We start from the raw sequence: 16,927 nt of genomic DNA on the forward strand, positions 1-16,927 counted from the left end.
TGTTCATGGTGTGGGTGTCTGGTGGTGGGGTCTGGGTGGTTGTCTCGTTTGTTGTTTGTGAATTGCATAGTGGACGCGAGCATCTTTTGTGGCCAAGTTTTTTAGGGCACACGGTGGATGCCTTGGCATCAGGAGCCGATGAAGGACGTGGGAGGCTGCGTTAAGCCTCGGGGAGTCGCCAACCAGACGTTGATCCGGGGATGTCCGAATGGGGAAACCTGGCACCAGTCATGTGGTGTCGCCGCCGTCTGAATGTATAGGGCGGTTGGTGGTAACGCGGGGAAGTGAAACATCTCAGTACCCGTAGGAGAAGAAAACAATAGTGATTCCGTGAGTAGTGGTGAGCGAAAGCGGAGGAGGCTAAACCGGGCGCGTGTGATAGCCGGCGGGCGTTGCGTGCCTGGGGTTGTGGGACCTTGCTTGCAGTTTCTGCCGGGGCTGCGGGGAGTGATAAATCTGTGGGGTAGCCGAGCCTGCTGGGATGCAGGGCCGTAGACCGTGATAGCCGGGTAGGCGAAACCTTATGGACTTCCTTGTGGGTGTTCCCAAGTAGCACGGGGCTCGAGGAATCCTGTGTGAATCTGCCAGGACCACCTGGTAAGCCTGAATACTTCCTGATGACCGATAGTGGACCAGTACCGTGAGGGAAAGGTGAAAAGCGCCCCGGTGAGGGGTCGTGAAATAGTACCTGAAACCGTGTGCCTACAAGCCGTGGGAGCGTAATCCGCCTTCGGGTGGGTTGTGATGTGACCGCGTGCCTTTTGAAGAATGAGCCTGCGAGTCATGGTGTGTGGCGAGGTTAACCCGTGTGGGGGAGCCGTAGCGAAAGCGAGTCTGAATAGGGCGTTTTTAGTCGCATGCTGTGGACCCGAAGCGGAGTGATCTACGCATGGGCAGGTTGAAGCGCGGGTAAGACCGTGTGGAGGACCGAACCCACCAGGGTTGAAAACCTGGGGGATGATCTGTGTGTAGGGGTGAAAGGCCAATCAAACTCCGTGATAGCTGGTTCTCCCCGAAATGCATTTAGGTGCAGCGTTGCGTGGTCCTTGCCGGAGGTAGAGCACTGGTTGGCTGATGGGCCTTACCGGGTTACTGACGTCAGCCAAACTCCGAATGCCGGTGAAGTGTAGCGTGGCAGTGAGACTGCGGGGGATAAGCTTCGTAGTCGAGAGGGAAACAGCCCAGATCGCCGACTAAGGCCCCTAAGGGTGTGCTAAGTGGGAAAGGATGTGGAGTCGCAGTGACAACCAGGAGGTTGGCTTAGAAGCAGCCATCCTTGAAAGAGTGCGTAATAGCTCACTGGTCAAGTGATTCCGCGCCGACAATGTAGCGGGGCTCAAGCACACCGCCGAAGTCGCGGCACTGTGTGTGATCTTGTATCGCATGTGGTGGGTAGGGGAGCGTCGTGCGTGCTGTGAAGCGTTCTGGTGATGGGGCGTGGAGTGCGTGCGAGTGAGAATGCAGGCATGAGTAGCGATTCGAGGGTGGGAAACCCTCGCGCCGAATGACCAAGGGTTCCTGGGGCAGGCTGATCCGCCCAGGGTAAGTCGGGGCCTAAGGCGAGGCCGACAGGCGTAGTCGATGGATGACGGGTTGATATTCCCGTACCCGCGGGTTCGCGCCAATACTGAGGCCGGTGATACTAAGACTTGCCTGATCCATCTTCGGCTTCGGCTGGGGTGGTGAGGGGGGTTGGCCTGATCTGGTAGTAGGTAAGCGATGGGGTGACACAGGAGGGTAGCCCAGCCCAGGCGATGGTTGTTCCTGGGGTAAGCATGTAGGGATGGAGCGCAGGTAAATCCGTGTTCCCGTTAGGAAGTCCTGAGATGTGATGCCGAGCCGATTGTGGCGAAGTGGGTGATCCCATGCTGTCGAGAAAAGCCTCTAGCGAGTGGACCGGCGGCCCGTACCCTAAACCGACTCAGGTGGTCAGGTAGAGAATACCGAGGCGATCGGGTGAACTGTGGTTAAGGAACTCGGCAAATTGCCCCCGTAACTTCGGGAGAAGGGGGGCCTCTGCTGGTGATGATACTTGCTGTCTGAGCTGGTGGGGGTCGCAGTGGCCAGGGGGAAGCGACTGTTTACTAAAAACACAGGTCCGTGCGAAGTCGTAAGACGATGTATACGGACTGACGCCTGCCCGGTGCCGGAACGTTAAGGGGACCGCTCAACTCAGATTCGTCTGGGTGAAGGTGAGAACTTAAGCGCCGGTAAACGGCGGTGGTAACTATAACCATCCTAAGGTAGCGAAATTCCTTGTCGGGTAAGTTCCGACCTGCACGAATGGCGTAACGACTTCCCCGCTGTCTCAACCGCAGACCCGGCGAAATTGCAGTACGAGTAAAGATGCTCGTTACGCGCAGCAGGACGGAAAGACCCCGGGACCTTCACTACAGCTTGACATTGGTGTTTGGGACGGCTTGTGTAGGATAGGTGGGAGACGGTGAAGCTGTCACGCTAGTGGTGGTGGAGTCATTGGTGAAATACCACTCTGGTCGTTTTGGATGCCTGAACCCGCGCCCGTGGATCCGGGTGGGGGACAGTGTCTGGTGGGTAGTTTAACTGGGGCGGTTGCCTCCTAAAGAGTAACGGAGGCGCCCAAAGGTTCCCTCAGCCTGGTTGGCAATCAGGTGGTGAGTGTAAGTGCACAAGGGGGCTTGACTGTGAGACCGACGGGTCGAGCAGGAGCGAAAGCTGGGACTAGTGATCCGGCGCCGGCGTGTGGAAGCGGTGTCGCTCAACGGCTAAAAGGTACCCCGGGGATAACAGGCTGATCTTCCCCAAGAGTCCATATCGACGGGATGGTTTGGCACCTCGATGTCGGCTCGTCGCATCCTGGGGCTGGAGTAGGTCCCAAGGGTTGGGCTGTTCGCCCATTAAAGCGGTACGCGAGCTGGGTTTAGAACGTCGCGAGACAGTTCGGTCCCTATCCGCTGCGCGCGCAGGAGACTTGAAAGGAGCTGTCCCTAGTACGAGAGGACCGGGACGGACGAACCTCTGGTGTGCCAGTTGTACCGCCAGGTGCATGGCTGGTTGGCTACGTTCGGCAGGGATAACCGCTGAAAGCATCTAAGCGGGAAGCTCGCCTTGAGATGAGGTCTCCCACCCCGTTGTGGGGGTAAGGCTCCCAGGAGATGACTGGGTTGATAGGCCGGAGGTGTACACGCTGTAAGGCGCCCAGCCGACCGGTACTAATAGGCCGAGGACTTGACCACAAAACATTCTGATCGGTTCATCATGCTGTGCGTGGTGTGCTGGTTGGTGATGCTCGCGTCCACTGTGTGACTCAGAGACAGCAAACCCCCCCGCAGGGGTGGTGGTTGTTTCATGGGGTTACGGCGGTCATAGCGGATGGGAAACACCCGGTTACATTCCGAACCCGGAAGTTAAGCTGTCCAGCGCCGATGGTACTGCACCGGGGACGGTGTGGGAGAGTAGGACACCGCCGGACAAACATTCACAGCACACTGCTGCTGTCACGAAAAGCCGCTCAGGCACTGCCTGGGCGGCTTTTCGCGTTCCCGGGGTGTTTCTGCCGGGGTTCCCGGCGGGCTGTGGGGGTTGTCCTGCTGGCGATGCTGGTGGGGGGAGGGGTGCCGGCGTTGGTGTGGTGCTGGCGTTGGTGTTGGGGTGGTTGCCGGGGGGCTGGCCGCTCGCGAAGGTGTGGGGTGGCCGGCGTGGGCCGGTTGGCCGCCGTAGGGCGGCGCCGGGTTCGCCGACCTGCGTCCCGCCGTCGCGGCGCCGAACAACGGCGATCATCGTGATGGGTGAGTGAGCTGGCGATCATGCTGATGGGTGAGCGAGTCGGCGATCATGCCGATCTGGTGAGCAGGCCAGCAGTCATCGTGATGGGGTGAGCCGGTCGGCCATCCTCGTGATGGGGTGAGCCGGTCGGCAGTCATGCTGATGGGGTGAGCGGTCTGGCAGTCCTCGTGATGAGGTGAGCCGGTCGGCAGTCATGCTGATGGGGTGAGCGGGTCGGCGGTTGTCGGGATGGGGTGAGCGGGTCGGGGGTCGTCGGATGGGTAGGTGAGGGGCGGCTGGGGGATGGGTGGGGGTGGTTGGTGATCTTGGGTGGTCGGGGGGGAGGGGTGGTTGTGGGGCGGCTCGGGGACTGTGGGGGCTTGCTAGGCTTGAGGTGCCTGGCCACCCCGTATCGGGTGGCCTTCGTCGCGTAGGGCACCGAGGGCAGCGGCGGAAGTGAACGAGGCTGTGCCCCGAGGCCCGATGATCATCTTTTCCGGGCACATCGCGCGATGGATGAGACGCAGATCGCGGCGGACGCGGTGAGCGAGCAACGAAGGACAGAAGTGAACAGAGACAACGGACGTGAAGAGCCGGCCGAGCGTGGCGGGGACCGGGCCGAGGGTGAGTCCCGTGGGTCGCGTGAGGAACGCGGCGAGGGCCAGCGGAGCGGGCGGGTGAACGAGGGCGACGCGCGCCGCGGCGACGGGCCCCGTTTCGGTGACCGCGGGTCCGCGGGCGGGCAGGGGTTCCGGGACCGCGAGGGCCGCTCCGGACGTCCGTTCGAGCGTGACGATCGGGGGGATCGCGGGGATCGCGGCCGTGACGGTGACCGTTCCTATGGTGGTCGCGGTTCGTACGGCGACCGGCCTCACCGTGACGGCGGCCGATCCGGTGATCGGCGTGAAGGCCGGCCGGGTGGCGGTTACAGGTCGCGCGACGACCGGGGCGGTGATCGCGGTGACGAACGTCGTTCGTTCCAGCGTGACGACCGCCGCGGCCCGCGTTCGTTCGGCCGTGAGGGTGGCGACGACCGTGGTGAGCGACGTCCGTTCGACAGAGACGACCGCTCCGGCGGAGGCGGTCGGTCGTACGGGGATCGTCCCAGCGGAGCCGGCCGGTCCTACGGCGACCGTCCGGGCGGGGGTGGCCGGTCCTACGGCGACCGTCCGGGCGGGGGTGGCCGGTCCTACGGCGACCGTCCGGGTGGGAGTGGCCGGTCCTACGGCGACCGTCCGGGTGGGAGTGGCCGGTCCTATGGCGACGCGCAGGGTCGTGGTGATCGCGGGTATTCCTCCGAGCGTGGTGGTTCCTACGGCGGTGGTTCCCGCTATGCCGACCGGCGCGACGCCGGTTCCGGTGGTGGATCCTTCGGCCGCCGGGACCGCGACGACCGCGGGTCCTTCCGTCGCGACGACCGTGACGACCGTGGCGGTCGTCCATACGGCCGCGACGATCGAGGCGGTGGCCGTCCCTATTCGCGTGACGAGCGCGGTGAGCGTCCCCAGAGCCGGGACGACCGCGGCGGCCGCTTCCAGAGCCGTGACGACCGTGGGGGTCGTTTCCAGGACCGCGACGATCGCGCCGGCCGGCCATCGGACCGTGACGATCGCGGTGCTCGTTTCCAGAACCGTGATGACCGTGGGGGCGGTTTCCAGGGCCGGGACGACCGCGGCGGTGGCTTCCAGCGGCGTGACGACCGAGGTGGCCGGTCCTCGGACCGCGACGAGCGCGGCGGCCGCTTCCAGAGCCGCGACGATCGTGGCGGCGGTTTCCAGCGGCGTGACGACCGCGGCAGTGGCTTCCAGGGCCGGGACGACCGTGGGGGAGGCTTCCAGCGGCGTGACGACCGGGGAAGCCGGCCTTCGGACCGTGACGATCGCGGCGGCCGGTTCCAGGATCGCGGTGAGCGGGAGAAGCGGTATTTCGACCGTGACGAGGTCACGGGTCGGTTCCAGGATCGTGGTGACCGCGGTGGTCGTTTCCCCAGTGGGGACGATCGTGGTGGCCGGTATCAGGGCCGGGACGACCGTGGTGGCCGGGGGGACCGGTTCGCGCGGGACGACCGCCGTGGGCCGGGGTCGCGTGCGCCGGGGCGGGATCGTGACGACCGTGGGCCCGGCGGCGGCCGGCCGTGGCGGGATGACGCCGATCGTGGGCCGAGGTCGTTCCGGGACTCCGACGGGGGCCGGGGACGCGACGAGCGTGGCGGCGGCAGGTTCCAGCGGGACGAGCGGCCGCCGTTCCGGCGGGACGAGCGTGGCGGGCCCCGGCCGTTCAGCCGGGAGGGCCGGGACGCCGAGCACGGTAGGGAAGGCGCGTACCCGGAGGGGACCCGCGCACGGTACGGCAGGGAGGGCGACCGGCCGTTCGGCCGCGGCGAGGACCGGCCGCAGCGGGAGGAACTGCCGCAGCTCGCACCGGACATCACCTCCGAGGAGCTGGACAAGGAGATCAGGGACGAACTGCGTGCCCTGCCGAACGACCTCGCCGACCTGATCGCGTGCCACTTGGTGGCGACCGAGCGTGCTCTCGGCGACGACGACCCCGACCAGGCGTACGAGCACGCCAAGGTGGCCCGGCGGTTCGCCGCGCGCATCGGCGTCGTCAGGGAGGCCGTCGGCGTGGCGGCGTACCGCGCGGGGCACTACGCCGAGGCGCTCAGCGACCTGCGGGCCGCGCGGCGGCTGACCGGGTCGGACGAGTACCTGCCGATCATGGCCGACTGTGAGCGTGGGCTCGGCCGTCCGGAGCGGGCCCTGGACCTGGTCCGGTCGCCGGAGGCGGCGAAGCTGGATCGCGCGGGACGGGTCGAGCTCGCCATCGTGGAGTCGGGTGCCCGGCGGGACCTCGGCCAGCACGACGCCGCGGTGATCACCTTGCAGCGGGTGCCGGAACTGCGGGACCAGACCCCGCACCCCTGGTCGGCCCGCCTGACGTTCGCCTACGCCGACGCGCTGGCCGACGCGGGTCACGAGGACGCGGCGGTGGAGTGGTTCGAGCGCGCCATGAGCTTCGACGAGGACGGCGAGACCGACGCCGCCGACCGGTACGCCGAGCTCACCGGCTCGGTGATCGAGGACATCGAGGAGGACGAGGAGGACCAGGACGACCTCGGCGACCTGTCCGCCGGCGAGGAGGACGAGGAGTCGCCGCTGTCCGCCTCCGACGTGGCTGAGCCGGCCGAGGCCGCCGTGGGTCTGGCGGAAGACGCGGCGGTGTCGGTGCCGGCCGTGGACCTGACCGGCGGTGAGGTGTCCGGACCCGTCGTGGACGAGGCCCGGAGCGAAGTGTCCGGACCCGCCGTGGACGAGGTCCGGAGCGAAGTGTCCGGACCCGCCGCGGTCGAGGCCGGGCTTGAGCCGCCGGGGTCCGGTCGGGTCGAGGCGATCAGCGAGCCTGCCGCGATTGCCGGAGACGTACTGGAGAGCCCTGATGCCGCCGATGCCACTGAGCACAATGAGGCAACCGAGGACGCCGAGGACGCCGTCACGGCGGTGAACGAGGCGGACACGGCCACGGCGGCCGGTGACGGGAGCACCGCCACAGCCGCCACCGAGGCGCGGACCGCCACGACAGGCGAGTCCGCGGCGACTCCCCTCGGCATGGTCCCGGCGTTCATCGAACCGGACTTCGGCACCGCCGATGACAGGCACGCGGACCTGGCCGACGATGACGAGAAGCCGGGTGAGCGGCCCGGCGGCGGCACGCGGGCCGGGGAGTAGTCACCCGGACTGGGTCGTTCGCGCACGATGGTGGGCGCCGCCTAGCGTGAAGGCGCGCGGCGCCCGACCGACATCGTTCCCCGCCGGCGGCATCCTATGCACGGCGGGGCGATCGTCCTGGTCGGCGTACCCGCCACGGCCGGGGGACCGCGATCGCGGCGATCCGGGTGACGTGCTCGTGGTCACCCGGGACGACCACCGAGGTGGGCTCGCTGACGGCGACCCGGTCCGTCACGTGGGGGACGGCCCTCCTCGGCCGCCCGCACGGCGATCAGTCAGGCCTCGGGCTTGGTGGTGTCGAGCCAGTGCAGGATTCCCGCGACGTTCGACGGTGCGCCGCTGAGCATCTCGAAGCGTTCCCGTACGGCTTCGTCATCCGAGGTGGACGCGGCGTAGCGTTCGCGGGTGCGGTCGCGCACCATGGCCACGGCATGGTCGAGGTCCAGGCCCTCCGTGTGGGCCTGGCGGGTCAGGTCGACCCACACGCGCAGTTCCTCGGCCGACCGCTCCAGTGTGGCGGTGACGTCGGCCACGGGTCCGTAGTGGCTGAAAAGGAGACGTTGCGGGCCGAGCGCGCCGAACAGGGCCACCGAGTCCAGCGCGGTCCGCAGGTCGAAGTCGGGAGGCGGGGTCGCGGGACGCAGGTCACCGGTCTCGGGGAGGTACACACCGGCGGCGTCGCCGACGTACAGGTCGCCGGTGGCGGAGTCGAGCAGACCGACGTGGTGTTTGGCGTGGCCGGGGGAGTAGTGGCTGTTCAGTGTGCGGCCGCCGCCGAGGTCGATCGCACCGGTGTCGCCGAGCGCGTGGATGCGGGAGGCGTCGGTGGGGGAGAGCGTTCCGAACAGGACGTCCAGCTGGTCGCCCCACACCATGCGCGCGCTGGCCATGAGCCGTGCGGGGTTCGCGAGGTGCCGTGCGCCTTTCTCGTGGACGACGATCTCGGCACGGGGGTAGAAACCCGCGATGTCGCCGACCCCGCCGGCGTGGTCGAGGTGGATGTGGGTGACGACGACGGTGGCGAGGTCGTCGGGGCCGACGCCGAGCGAGGTCAGCGCGTCGCGTACCACTGGGGCGGAGGTGGAGGTGCCGGTTTCCACAAGGCAGGGCCGGTCGCCGAGGATCAGGTATCCGGCGGTTATGCCGGTATATCCCGCCATCTTGGTGTCGATCTCGTAGACGTCGCCGCCTAGCGGTGTGACGTTGTCCACAGGCCACTCCCTCGATGTCCTGATTTCGACCACCTTCGGGAACGAGCGTAGGCCACGTCGTCCACAGAACGCCGCTCCCTCACCCCTGGCGCCGTCCCGCGTCCAAGAATGTCCCCGTCAGCAGCCAGCGAAAGGGGAGATCCAGTGCATCGTAACGAGGTCAGACTGGTCGGCCGGGTGTCGAAGCCGCCGAGGACGAGAGATCTGCCGAGTGGTGACAGCGTCCTGACCTGGGGCATGGCCGTCCGCCGGCCGCAGGGTCACCGCAGCGGCAAGAAGTCCGACGGTATCGCCTGCGTCACCTTCGATCCTCAGGTCGCCGCCGAGGTCGCGAGGTGGAGTGTCAACGACATCGTCAGCGTGGAAGGCGCGCTGCACCACAGGTACTGGCCGGGGTCCTCGGCCCCCGCCAGCACGTACGAGGTCGAGGTCCACCACGCCGAGGTCTTCTCGGCGCCACCCACCGCGGCCCCTTTTTCCACCCCGCTCCCCGCCACCACCCGGCCCGGCACCCCTTCCGGGGAGTCTCCCGCCGGTGAGAGGGAGTAGGCGCCGATGGGGTCAGGAGGCGGAGAAGGTCCGCAGGACCAGGCCGGTGCGGGGCTTGGGGCCGAAGGACGTCGATTTCCTCGGCACGCGTTCACCGGCGGCCGCCACGGCGAGGACGTCCTCCACGTCGAGAGCGGGGAGGATGACGGCGGTGCCGGACTCGGCGCGGGCCATGCGGATGGCGGCCCGCGCGTCGTGGTGGACGATGCGCACGGTCTCCTCGTCGTCGTGCATGCCCCACACCTTCGGCAGCAGGAACTCCGAGAGGATCGACGTGACGAGCGACCTCCAGCGTTCCGAGCGCTCGGCGGGCATGGCGTGGGAGATCTGCACGGGGTCGGGGTCGGTGAGCAGGTGCGCGGGGCCGTCGCCGGCGATGACGAACGCGGGCTGCGGCGCCTCCTCCAGCGCGGCGAGGGCGTCGGCGGCGTCGGGGTAGTCGTGCACCTGCCAGGAGCCCTTGGCCCTGGCGGCCGCCTCGCTCAGGGGAAGGCCGGGGATGACACGGTGGATGGGCTTCAGGTGCGGCGGGTAGGCCACCGAGTCCACCAGCATCGCGAGGCCGTGGTCCCACGGCCCCGGCCCCCGCCCCTGGTCGTGCATGGCCTGCCGCAGCGCCAGGTAGGTGGCGTATCTGTGGTGGCCGTCGGCGATCAGCGCCTGGTGGCCCGACAGGTCGGCCGCGACGGTGTCGTGCTCGGCCGGGTCGGTCAGGGCCCACAGCCGGTGCGTGAGCCCCTCGCCGGTCCTGACGTCGATCAGCGGCACCCTGTGCTCGGCGACCTCGGCGATGAGACGCGCGGTGGCCTCGGCCCCGTCGTAGACCAGGAAGATCGGCTCCAGGTTGCTCTCGGTCGCCTGCATCAGCGCGAGCCGGTCGGCCACCGTGCCCGGTGTCACGTCCTCGTGCGGCAGCACCACGCGCTCCTGCGGGGCACGCAGGCCGAGCTCCCCGATGAGGCCGCGCAGCAGCACGCCGGGCCCGCTCTGCTCGTACAGGTAGAGCGCCGGCGCGTCGTCGACGGTCAGCACCCCCTGGCCGAGCCACGACCGCAGCGTGTCCCCGGCCGCGGCGTACCTCGCGGGTCCGTCACCGGGAAGGATAAGGCGCACGATGTTGTTGGGATGGGAGTCCAGAAGGCTCTGGACGTCGTCCCGCGCGATGACGTCGTACGGTGGGGACGTGACCGCGGCCAGGTCGCCGACCGCGTAGCGCACCCCGTGAAACGGGCGCAGCTCCAGTCCGCCAGGTGATGGCAGTTCAGGATTCGCCATACCGGGCATGGTGCCATAAAGGCCTGAGTCACATGGAGACAGCCCCGACGTCGTAGCGCTGCCCGGCTCGTCAGGGAAGCCGGGATGGACCCTGTCCTTCGAAGGAGGCCTCGCACGATGACGCAGGGACGAAACGGCCCGATGGGCTCCGGCTCCCCCGACCAGGAGTCCGGCGAGCCCGCCGGCGACGTCTACGACTGGTTCCAGCGCGGCGTCCAGCTCCTCAAGGACGGCAGCCCCGCCGCCGCGGCGGCCCTCCTCGCCCGCGCCGCGGACGCCGAGCCCGACTCCCGCAGCATCCGCGAGGCCCTGGCCCGAGCCCAGTTCAACTCCCGCAGATACGCCGACGCCGCCGACAGCTTCCGCTGGATCGTCGCCGCCAACCCCACCGAGGACTACGCCTACTTCGGCCTCGGCATGTCCCTGTGGCGCACCGGCGACATGGAGGCCGCGCAGGAGCCCCTCACCATAGCCGTCGCCATGCGCCCCGACCTCCGCGACTACGTCTCCGCTCTGCGCCAGGTGAAGGCCACCCTCCGCGCCAGGGAGTCGTGACCCGTCGCCGGCCTGCTCGGCTCCTGGCTGGCCCGCCCCCTCGTCGCCGGCGGCCGGGCCTGGGCCGAGGCGGAGGCCAAGCCGGCGTTCCCGGTCGTGCTCTGCGTAGGAGGTGGGTGACCGGCGTTCCCGGTCGTGCGTCGTGGGCTTCCGGGGCGGGTCCCTGGTCGCGTGGGTGCTCCGGATTCTGGTCGTGCCGGTCGTCGGCGTGTCTTTTCGGTGCTCAGGCCGGTGGGAGGCGAGTGGTGAGGGTGTCGAGGGCTTCCTGTACGGATTCCGGGGTCAGGCGGCCTTTGCCGGCGGTGGACCAGGCGGCGGCGCAGGCGGTGCGCAGGCCGTCGACGGGGTCGCCGTCGCCGGAGAGGTGGAGGCGTTCGCCATCCCAGGAGGCGGTCCAGCCGTCCCTGGTCCATGACCCCTTGTCCGCGGCGGGTTCGGTGACCGGGGCGGGGGGGTCGTACAGGCCGGACAGGTCGGCGGCGATGTGAGTGGGACGGTGCTCGGGTGGGGCGGTCAGGAGGGTGGCGGGGCCGTCGACGCCGGTGAGGACCAGGAGGCTGTCGACGCCGGCCCGGGTGGCCGCCTCGATGTCGGTGTCCAGGCGGTCTCCCACCACCAGGGGCCGCTTTGCGGATGTCCGGAGCATCGACTCGCGGTGCAGCGGAGGCTCGGGCTTGCCGGCCACCACCGGTTCGGTCCCGGTGGCGGTGGCGATCACCCGGGTCAGCGAGCCGTTGCCCGGCACCACGCCGCGGTCGGTCGGCATGGTCGTGTCGGCGTTGGCCGCGACGAACCACGCACCCTGGCGTACGGCGAGCGCTCCTTCGGTGAGCAGCCCGTAGGACATGTCGGCCCACATCCCCTGCAGGACCGCCACCGGCCGCTCGGCGGCCGTCGTCACCGGACGCAGGCCCCGTTCCCGTACGGCCTGGCGCAGCCCCATGCCGCCGGCCACGAGCACAGGGGAGCCCGCGGGCACCCGCTCGGCCACCAGCCGGGCCGCCGCCTGCGCCGAGGTCACGACGTCCTCCCGGGTGGCCGGCACCCCGATGGCGGTCAGATGCCCCGCGATGGCGGCGGGAGTCCGTGACGCGTTGTTGGTCACGAACGCCAGCCGCACCCCTGACTCACGGGCCTTGACGAGCGCCTCCGGGGCCCCGCGCACCGCCTTGCGTCCGAGGTAGACCACCCCATCCAGATCGAGCAGCAACGTGTCATGACGATCGATCAACGCCGACTCCATGGCCACACTATGTCGGATGGCCGTTCCCGGCCGGAGGGCCGACCCCGGCCGGAGGAAGGGTGAGCCACGCCACTGATCGGGCCGGCGGACGTCGTTCGCGGTCGGGGGCCGGGCCTGTGGTCAGAGGAGTTTGCGGAGGCGGAACATGTCGCCGAAGCTGGCGTCGATCTTCACGCGGCCGCCGAAGACGGCTTTGGCCATGTCCAGTTCGCCGTTGACCATGAGGAGGAGGTCGTCGCTGCGGATGCGGATCCTGATGTCGGCGGGGCGGCCGTCGAGCGGCTGGGTCTCGGTGAAGGCGTCGAGGCCGTCACGGTGGATGCGGCCGAAGAAGGTCACTTCGAGGTCGGTGATGCGGCAGCTCAGAGTGCGCTCGACCACATGCTTGGTGCGTGTCTCGTGGTCGAGCTCACCGAACTGCTCCGCCAGCTTGTCGAGCGCCGCACGGCACTCATCGACGCTCGCCATGTGAACCCCTTCTCATCGGCCCCGGCCTGCCCCGCTCTACGGAAGGTAGCGTTTCCTTCGACTACTACGCGAAATCCGGCGCGCGGACGCGCCTCGATCACAACAGCATCAGCGGTGTCGCCTTTCGGATACGGTCGGGTGGGCGCCGTCCGGCGCCGGGCGGGAGATACGGGAAGAAGTGGACAGACCAGGCATGCTCGGTCAGGGCACGCCGGCGGCCGGCGCCACCGCGGACGACGGCGAGGCCCGGGTGACGGCCACGCTCGCCAGGCTGGCCGTTCTCGGTGACACCCCGGTGCACGAGCACGTCGCCGTGTTCGAGGAGGTTCTCGGCGGCCTGGAGGCCACCTTGGCCTCCGTCGAGGACGTCCCCGCGGCCACCGGGCAGGACCGCCGGTGACCGGTACCCGCCGCGGGACCTCGCGCGAGGGGGCCCGCCGGCCATGAGCCGCAGGGTACGGCTGGACACCGAGCTGGTGCGCCGGGGGCTCGCGCGGTCACGCGAGCACGCGGCCGACCTGATCTCCGGCGGCAGGGTCACCGTGGCGGGACGTACGGCGGCCAAACCGGCGACCCAGGTGGAGACCGCCGCGGCGATCGTGGTGGCGGAGCTCGCCGAAGGCCCCGACTACGTATCCCGGGGTGCGCACAAGCTCCTCGGCGCGCTCGACGCCTTCGCGCCGCGCGGCCTGGCCGTCGAGGGCCGGCGCTGCCTGGACGCGGGTGCCTCCACCGGCGGGTTCACCGACGTGCTGCTGCGCCGCGGCGCGGCCCATGTGGTGGCGGTCGACGTCGGCTACGGCCAGCTCGCGTGGCCGCTGCGCACCGACGAGCGGGTCACCGTGATGGAGCGGGTCAACGTCCGCGACCTGACCCCCGAGATGGTGGGGGAGCCCCCGTCGCTGGTGGTCGGCGACCTGTCGTTCATCTCGCTGCGCCTGGTGCTCCCGGCGCTGGCGGGCTGCGCGGCGGAGCACGCCGACCTGGTGCTGCTGGTGAAGCCGCAGTTCGAGGTGGGAAAGGCTCTGGTCGGGGCCGGTGGTGTGGTGCGTGATCCGCGGCTGCGGGCCGGGGCCGTGCGCGACGTCGCCGAGGCGGCCGGCCGGTCGTCCCTCACGGTGCGTGGTGTCACGGCCAGCCCCCTGCCGGGCCCGTCGGGCAACGTGGAGTACCTGATCTGGCTCGGCAAGGGCGAAGGGCCGGCCCCGGTGGCCGACGTGGCGGCCGAGATCGGCCGCGCCGTCGAAGAAGGCCCCCAGTAGGTGCGGGGCAGGCGTACGGTCGAGCAGGCCGTCACACGAGGGACGATCGCCGTCAGGCGGGCGGAGCGAGGGCATGACTGACACGAAACGTACGGTGCTGATCACGGCGCACACCGGCCGCGCGCCGGCGGTGGACAGCGCGCGGCTGGTCGTCGAGCGGTTCCTCGACGCGGGTTTCACGGTGCGAGTCATGCAGCAGGAGGCCGAGGAGATCGACGCGGCCGGGGTGGACGTCGTGCCCATGGGCCCGGCCGCCGCCGAGGACGCCGAGGTGCTGATGGTGCTCGGCGGGGACGGCACGCTGCTGCGCGCCGCCGAGCTGGCGCGGCCCGCGCGCACGCCGCTGCTCGGGGTGAACCTCGGCCACGTCGGCTTCCTCGCCGAGGCCGAGATGTCCGGCCTCGGCGAGGCGGTGGACCGCGTGGTGGCCCGCAGGTACGCCGTCGAGGAGCGCATGACGATCGATGTGACCGTCAGGGCCCACGGCGAGGTGCTCGCCTCGACCTGGGCCCTGAACGAGGCGAGCGTCGAGAAGCGCGACCGCATCCTGGAGGTCGTCGCCGAGATCGACGGCCGCCCCCTGTCCCGCTGGGGCTGCGACGGCGTGATCTGCGCCACGCCGACCGGCTCCACGGCGTACGCGTTCTCTGCGGGTGGCCCGGTCGTGTGGCCCGAGGTGGAGGCCCTGCTGCTGGTCCCCAACAGCGCGCACGCCTTGTTCGCCCGCCCCATCGTGGTGTCCCCGAGGTCCGCCGTCGCCCTGGAGGTCCTCCCCGGCACGCCGGGTGGTGTCCTGTGGTGCGACGGCCGGCGCCGTTTCGACCTGCCCCCGGGGGCCCGCGTCGAGGTGCGCCGCGCCTCCTTGCCGGTCCGCCTGGCCCGGCTTCACGACGTCGACACCACAGGCGCTCCGTTCACCGATCGGCTGGTGGCGAAGTTCGATCTGCCGGTCCAGGGCTGGCGGGGCCGCGCACGCCGCTGACCGGCGGCGGGGCCGCCGGAGCATACGGCACGGCCACCCGGCCGCACGGAGGTCAGGGGAAAGGTTGGCCAAATGCGCGTAGGATCTATCCGCATGAAGAGGTGACCGAGCCACGCCCCACATGGTCCGGCGAGGTGACGGACGCGGCGAGGCGATACGGCGGGAGGGACCCTGTGCGGCCACGGGTCGATGAGGTCCGGATCAAAGGGCTCGGCGTGATCGACGAGGCCGTCCTTGAGCTTTCGCCGGGACTGACCGTGGTCACCGGTGAGACCGGCGCGGGCAAGACGATGGTCGTCACCGGCCTCGGCCTGCTGTTCGGCGGCAGGGCCGACCCGGCACGGGTGCGGCCGGGGGCCGACCGGGCCACGGTCGAGGGCACGCTGGTGGTGGAGCCGCTCGGCAAGGTCGCGCAGCAGGTGTTCGACCTCGGCGGCGACATCGACGAGGACCGGCTGATCATCGCCAGGTCGGTGTCCGGGGAGGGCCGGTCCCGCGCGTGGCTCGGCGGCCGCTCCGTGCCGGTCGGCACGCTCACCTACCTCGCCGACGACCTCGTGGCCGTGCACGGCCAGATGGACCAGCAGCGGCTGCTCCAGCCCGGCAGGCAGCGCGCCGCGCTCGACCGCTACGCCGGGGAGGAGCTCGTCAAGCCGCTGCGCGCCTACACCCAGGCGTACCGGCGCCACAAAGAGGTCGGCGAGACGCTGACCGAGCTCACCGAGAAGGCGCGTGAGCGCGCGCAGGAGGCCGACGGCCTGCGGTTCGCGCTTGAGGAGATCGAGAAGGCCGCACCCAAGCCCGGCGAAGAGATCGAGCTGAAGCAGGAGGAGGAGCGCCTGGCGCACGCCGACGCGCTCAAGACCGCGGCGGTCACCGCGCACACCGCGCTGCTCGGCGACCCCATCGCCGGCGTGCAGGGTGCGCAGGACGCCGTGTCGCTGCTCGGCCAGGCGCGCGCCGCGGTGGAGGCCGTGCGGGGGTTCGACCCGGCGCTGGCCGGCATCGGCGACCGGCTCGCCGAGGCCGGTTACCTCGTCTCCGACGTCGCGACCGAGCTGGCCGCCTACTCCGAGTCCGTGGACGCCGACCCCGCGCGGCTCGCCGCCGTCCAGGAGCGCCGCGCGCTGCTGACCGGCCTGCTCAGGAAGTACGGCGAGGACTCCGCGTCGGTGCTGGCGTTCGCCGAGCGCGCCGCCGCGCGCGTGCTGGAGCTGGACGGCGACGACGACCGCGTCGCCGAGCTCGCGCGCGAGCACGAGCAGCTCACCGAGCGTGTCACCGAGCTGGCCGCCGAGCTGACCGGTGTGCGCACGGCCGCCGCCGAGCGATTCGGCGCGGCGGTGACCGCTGAGCTGGCCGCGCTCGCCATGCCGCACGCGCGGGTGCTGGTCGCGGTCACCCCGGCGGGCCACTTCGGTCCCGAGGGGGCCGACGAGATCGAGCTGCGCATGGCGGCGCACCCCGGCGCTCCGGCGCTGCCGCTCACCAAGGGGGCCTCCGGCGGCGAGCTGAGCCGCGTCATGCTCGCCATCGAGGTGGTGTTCGCCGGCGCCGACCCGGTGCCGACGTTCGTGTTCGACGAGGTCGACGCCGGGGTCGGCGGCAAGGCCGCCGTCGAGATCGGCCGGCGTCTCGCGCGCCTGGCACGCACCGCTCAGGTGATCGTCGTCACCCACCTGCCTCAGGTGGCGGCGTTCGCCGACCAGCACCTGGTGGTCGAGAAGGCCAGCGACGGCAGCGTGGTGCGCAGCGGCGTCACCACCTTGGACCGCGAGGCCAGGGCCCGCGAGCTGTCCCGCATGCTGGCGGGCCTCGAGGACTCCGAGCTCGGCCGCGCGCACGCCGAGGAGCTGCTGTCGATCGCCGAGGCCGACAAAGCCAAGTGATCGCCGAGATCCACCGCGACACGC

General features: G+C 69.8%; 12 protein-coding genes and 2 rRNA genes. 9 read left to right on the plus strand and 5 right to left on the minus strand.

From position 1 onward, the window contains the following. Window positions 1–90 precede the first annotated feature (90 nt). Together BJ992_RS14410 and rrf are read left to right on the plus strand one after the other, a co-directional pair. A 23S ribosomal RNA gene (locus tag BJ992_RS14410) occupies window positions 91–3,215 on the plus strand. Window positions 3,216–3,334: 119 nt separating this feature from the next. Beyond that, window positions 3,335–3,451: ribosomal RNA gene (gene rrf, locus BJ992_RS14415) — 5S ribosomal RNA — on the plus strand. Window positions 3,452–4,127: 676 nt separating this feature from the next. Here rrf and BJ992_RS34620 read toward each other — a convergent pair. Then, window positions 4,128–6,254 (minus strand): hypothetical protein, encoded by a 2,127-nt coding sequence (locus BJ992_RS34620; protein WP_184989474.1) that lies wholly within the window; start codon window positions 6,252–6,254, stop codon window positions 4,128–4,130. Between the two features lie 3 nt (window positions 6,255–6,257). Between BJ992_RS34620 and BJ992_RS14425 the strand changes: the two genes are divergently transcribed. Next, a complete protein-coding gene (locus BJ992_RS14425) occupies window positions 6,258–7,469 on the plus strand; it encodes a hypothetical protein (RefSeq protein WP_343072657.1) in 1,212 nt (403 codons plus the stop codon). 275 nt (window positions 7,470–7,744) lie between these two features. Here BJ992_RS14425 and BJ992_RS14430 read toward each other — a convergent pair whose 3' ends face one another. Beyond that, entirely contained in the window at window positions 7,745–8,680 is a 936-nt protein-coding gene (locus tag BJ992_RS14430) for an MBL fold metallo-hydrolase (protein WP_343072658.1), read from the minus strand. 144 nt (window positions 8,681–8,824) lie between these two features. On the opposite strand from BJ992_RS14430, the gene BJ992_RS14435 reads away from it, so the two are divergent. After that, on the plus strand, window positions 8,825–9,229 hold the full coding sequence (locus BJ992_RS14435) for a single-stranded DNA-binding protein (RefSeq protein WP_184981225.1): 405 nt from the start codon (window positions 8,825–8,827) through the stop codon (window positions 9,227–9,229). Between the two features lie 12 nt (window positions 9,230–9,241). Here BJ992_RS14435 and BJ992_RS14440 read toward each other — a convergent pair whose 3' ends face one another. Beyond that, the gene (locus BJ992_RS14440; RefSeq protein ID WP_246496641.1) at window positions 9,242–10,504 is read right to left on the minus strand and encodes a DUF1015 family protein; all 1,263 of its coding nucleotides are present in this window, start codon (window positions 10,502–10,504) and stop codon (window positions 9,242–9,244) included. A 117-nt stretch (window positions 10,505–10,621) separates the two neighbouring features. Here BJ992_RS14440 and BJ992_RS14445 point away from each other — a divergent pair, with 117 nt between their 5' ends. Further along, entirely contained in the window at window positions 10,622–11,059 is a 438-nt protein-coding gene (locus BJ992_RS14445; protein WP_184981229.1) for a tetratricopeptide repeat protein, read from the plus strand. Window positions 11,060–11,282: 223 nt separating this feature from the next. Here the strand turns inward: BJ992_RS14445 and BJ992_RS14450 are convergent, their stop codons facing one another. Both BJ992_RS14450 and BJ992_RS14455 read right to left on the minus strand, forming a co-directional pair. Continuing rightward, a complete protein-coding gene (locus tag BJ992_RS14450; RefSeq protein WP_184981237.1) occupies window positions 11,283–12,302 on the minus strand; it encodes an HAD-IIA family hydrolase in 1,020 nt (339 codons plus the stop codon). A gap of 120 nt (window positions 12,303–12,422) precedes the next feature. Next, window positions 12,423–12,770 carry an SCP2 sterol-binding domain-containing protein gene (locus BJ992_RS14455; protein WP_184981239.1) on the minus strand — a complete coding sequence of 116 codons (348 nt, stop codon included), beginning with the start codon at window positions 12,768–12,770 and terminating at the stop codon, window positions 12,423–12,425. A gap of 178 nt (window positions 12,771–12,948) precedes the next feature. Here BJ992_RS14455 and BJ992_RS14460 point away from each other — a divergent pair, with 178 nt between their 5' ends. The 4 genes from BJ992_RS14460 (at window position 12,949) to recN (ending at window position 16,903) form a co-directional block, all read left to right on the plus strand. Further along, a complete protein-coding gene (locus BJ992_RS14460; protein ID WP_221474814.1) occupies window positions 12,949–13,170 on the plus strand; it encodes a hypothetical protein in 222 nt (73 codons plus the stop codon). Window positions 13,171–13,213: 43 nt separating this feature from the next. Continuing rightward, window positions 13,214–14,032 carry a TlyA family RNA methyltransferase gene (locus BJ992_RS14465; RefSeq protein ID WP_184981241.1) on the plus strand — a complete coding sequence of 273 codons (819 nt, stop codon included), beginning with the start codon at window positions 13,214–13,216 and terminating at the stop codon, window positions 14,030–14,032. A gap of 73 nt (window positions 14,033–14,105) precedes the next feature. Continuing rightward, complete coding sequence (locus BJ992_RS14470; protein ID WP_184981243.1) at window positions 14,106–15,014, plus strand: NAD kinase; 909 nt, start codon at window positions 14,106–14,108, stop codon at window positions 15,012–15,014. Between the two features lie 173 nt (window positions 15,015–15,187). Beyond that, window positions 15,188–16,903 carry a DNA repair protein RecN gene (gene recN, locus BJ992_RS14475; protein ID WP_184981245.1) on the plus strand — a complete coding sequence of 572 codons (1,716 nt, stop codon included), beginning with the start codon at window positions 15,188–15,190 and terminating at the stop codon, window positions 16,901–16,903. Window positions 16,904–16,927: the final 24 nt, after the last annotated feature.

This window comes from Sphaerisporangium rubeum (assembly GCF_014207705.1).
GTDB lineage: Bacteria > Actinomycetota > Actinomycetes > Streptosporangiales > Streptosporangiaceae > Sphaerisporangium > Sphaerisporangium rubeum.

What these genes read in the sequence shown, in the direction of transcription:
- BJ992_RS14470 (WP_184981243.1), top strand. Translation starts at nt 14,106, where the DNA reads ATGACTGACACGAAACGTACGGTGCTGATCACGGCGCACACCGGCCGC.
- BJ992_RS14450 (WP_184981237.1), bottom strand. Translation starts at nt 12,302, where the DNA reads ATGGAGTCGGCGTTGATCGATCGTCATGACACGTTGCTGCTCGATCTG.
- BJ992_RS14445 (WP_184981229.1), top strand. Translation starts at nt 10,622, where the DNA reads ATGACGCAGGGACGAAACGGCCCGATGGGCTCCGGCTCCCCCGACCAG.
- BJ992_RS14455 (WP_184981239.1), bottom strand. Translation starts at nt 12,770, where the DNA reads ATGGCGAGCGTCGATGAGTGCCGTGCGGCGCTCGACAAGCTGGCGGAG.
- BJ992_RS14440 (WP_246496641.1), bottom strand. Translation starts at nt 10,504, where the DNA reads ATGGCGAATCCTGAACTGCCATCACCTGGCGGACTGGAGCTGCGCCCG.
- BJ992_RS14465 (WP_184981241.1), top strand. Translation starts at nt 13,214, where the DNA reads ATGAGCCGCAGGGTACGGCTGGACACCGAGCTGGTGCGCCGGGGGCTC.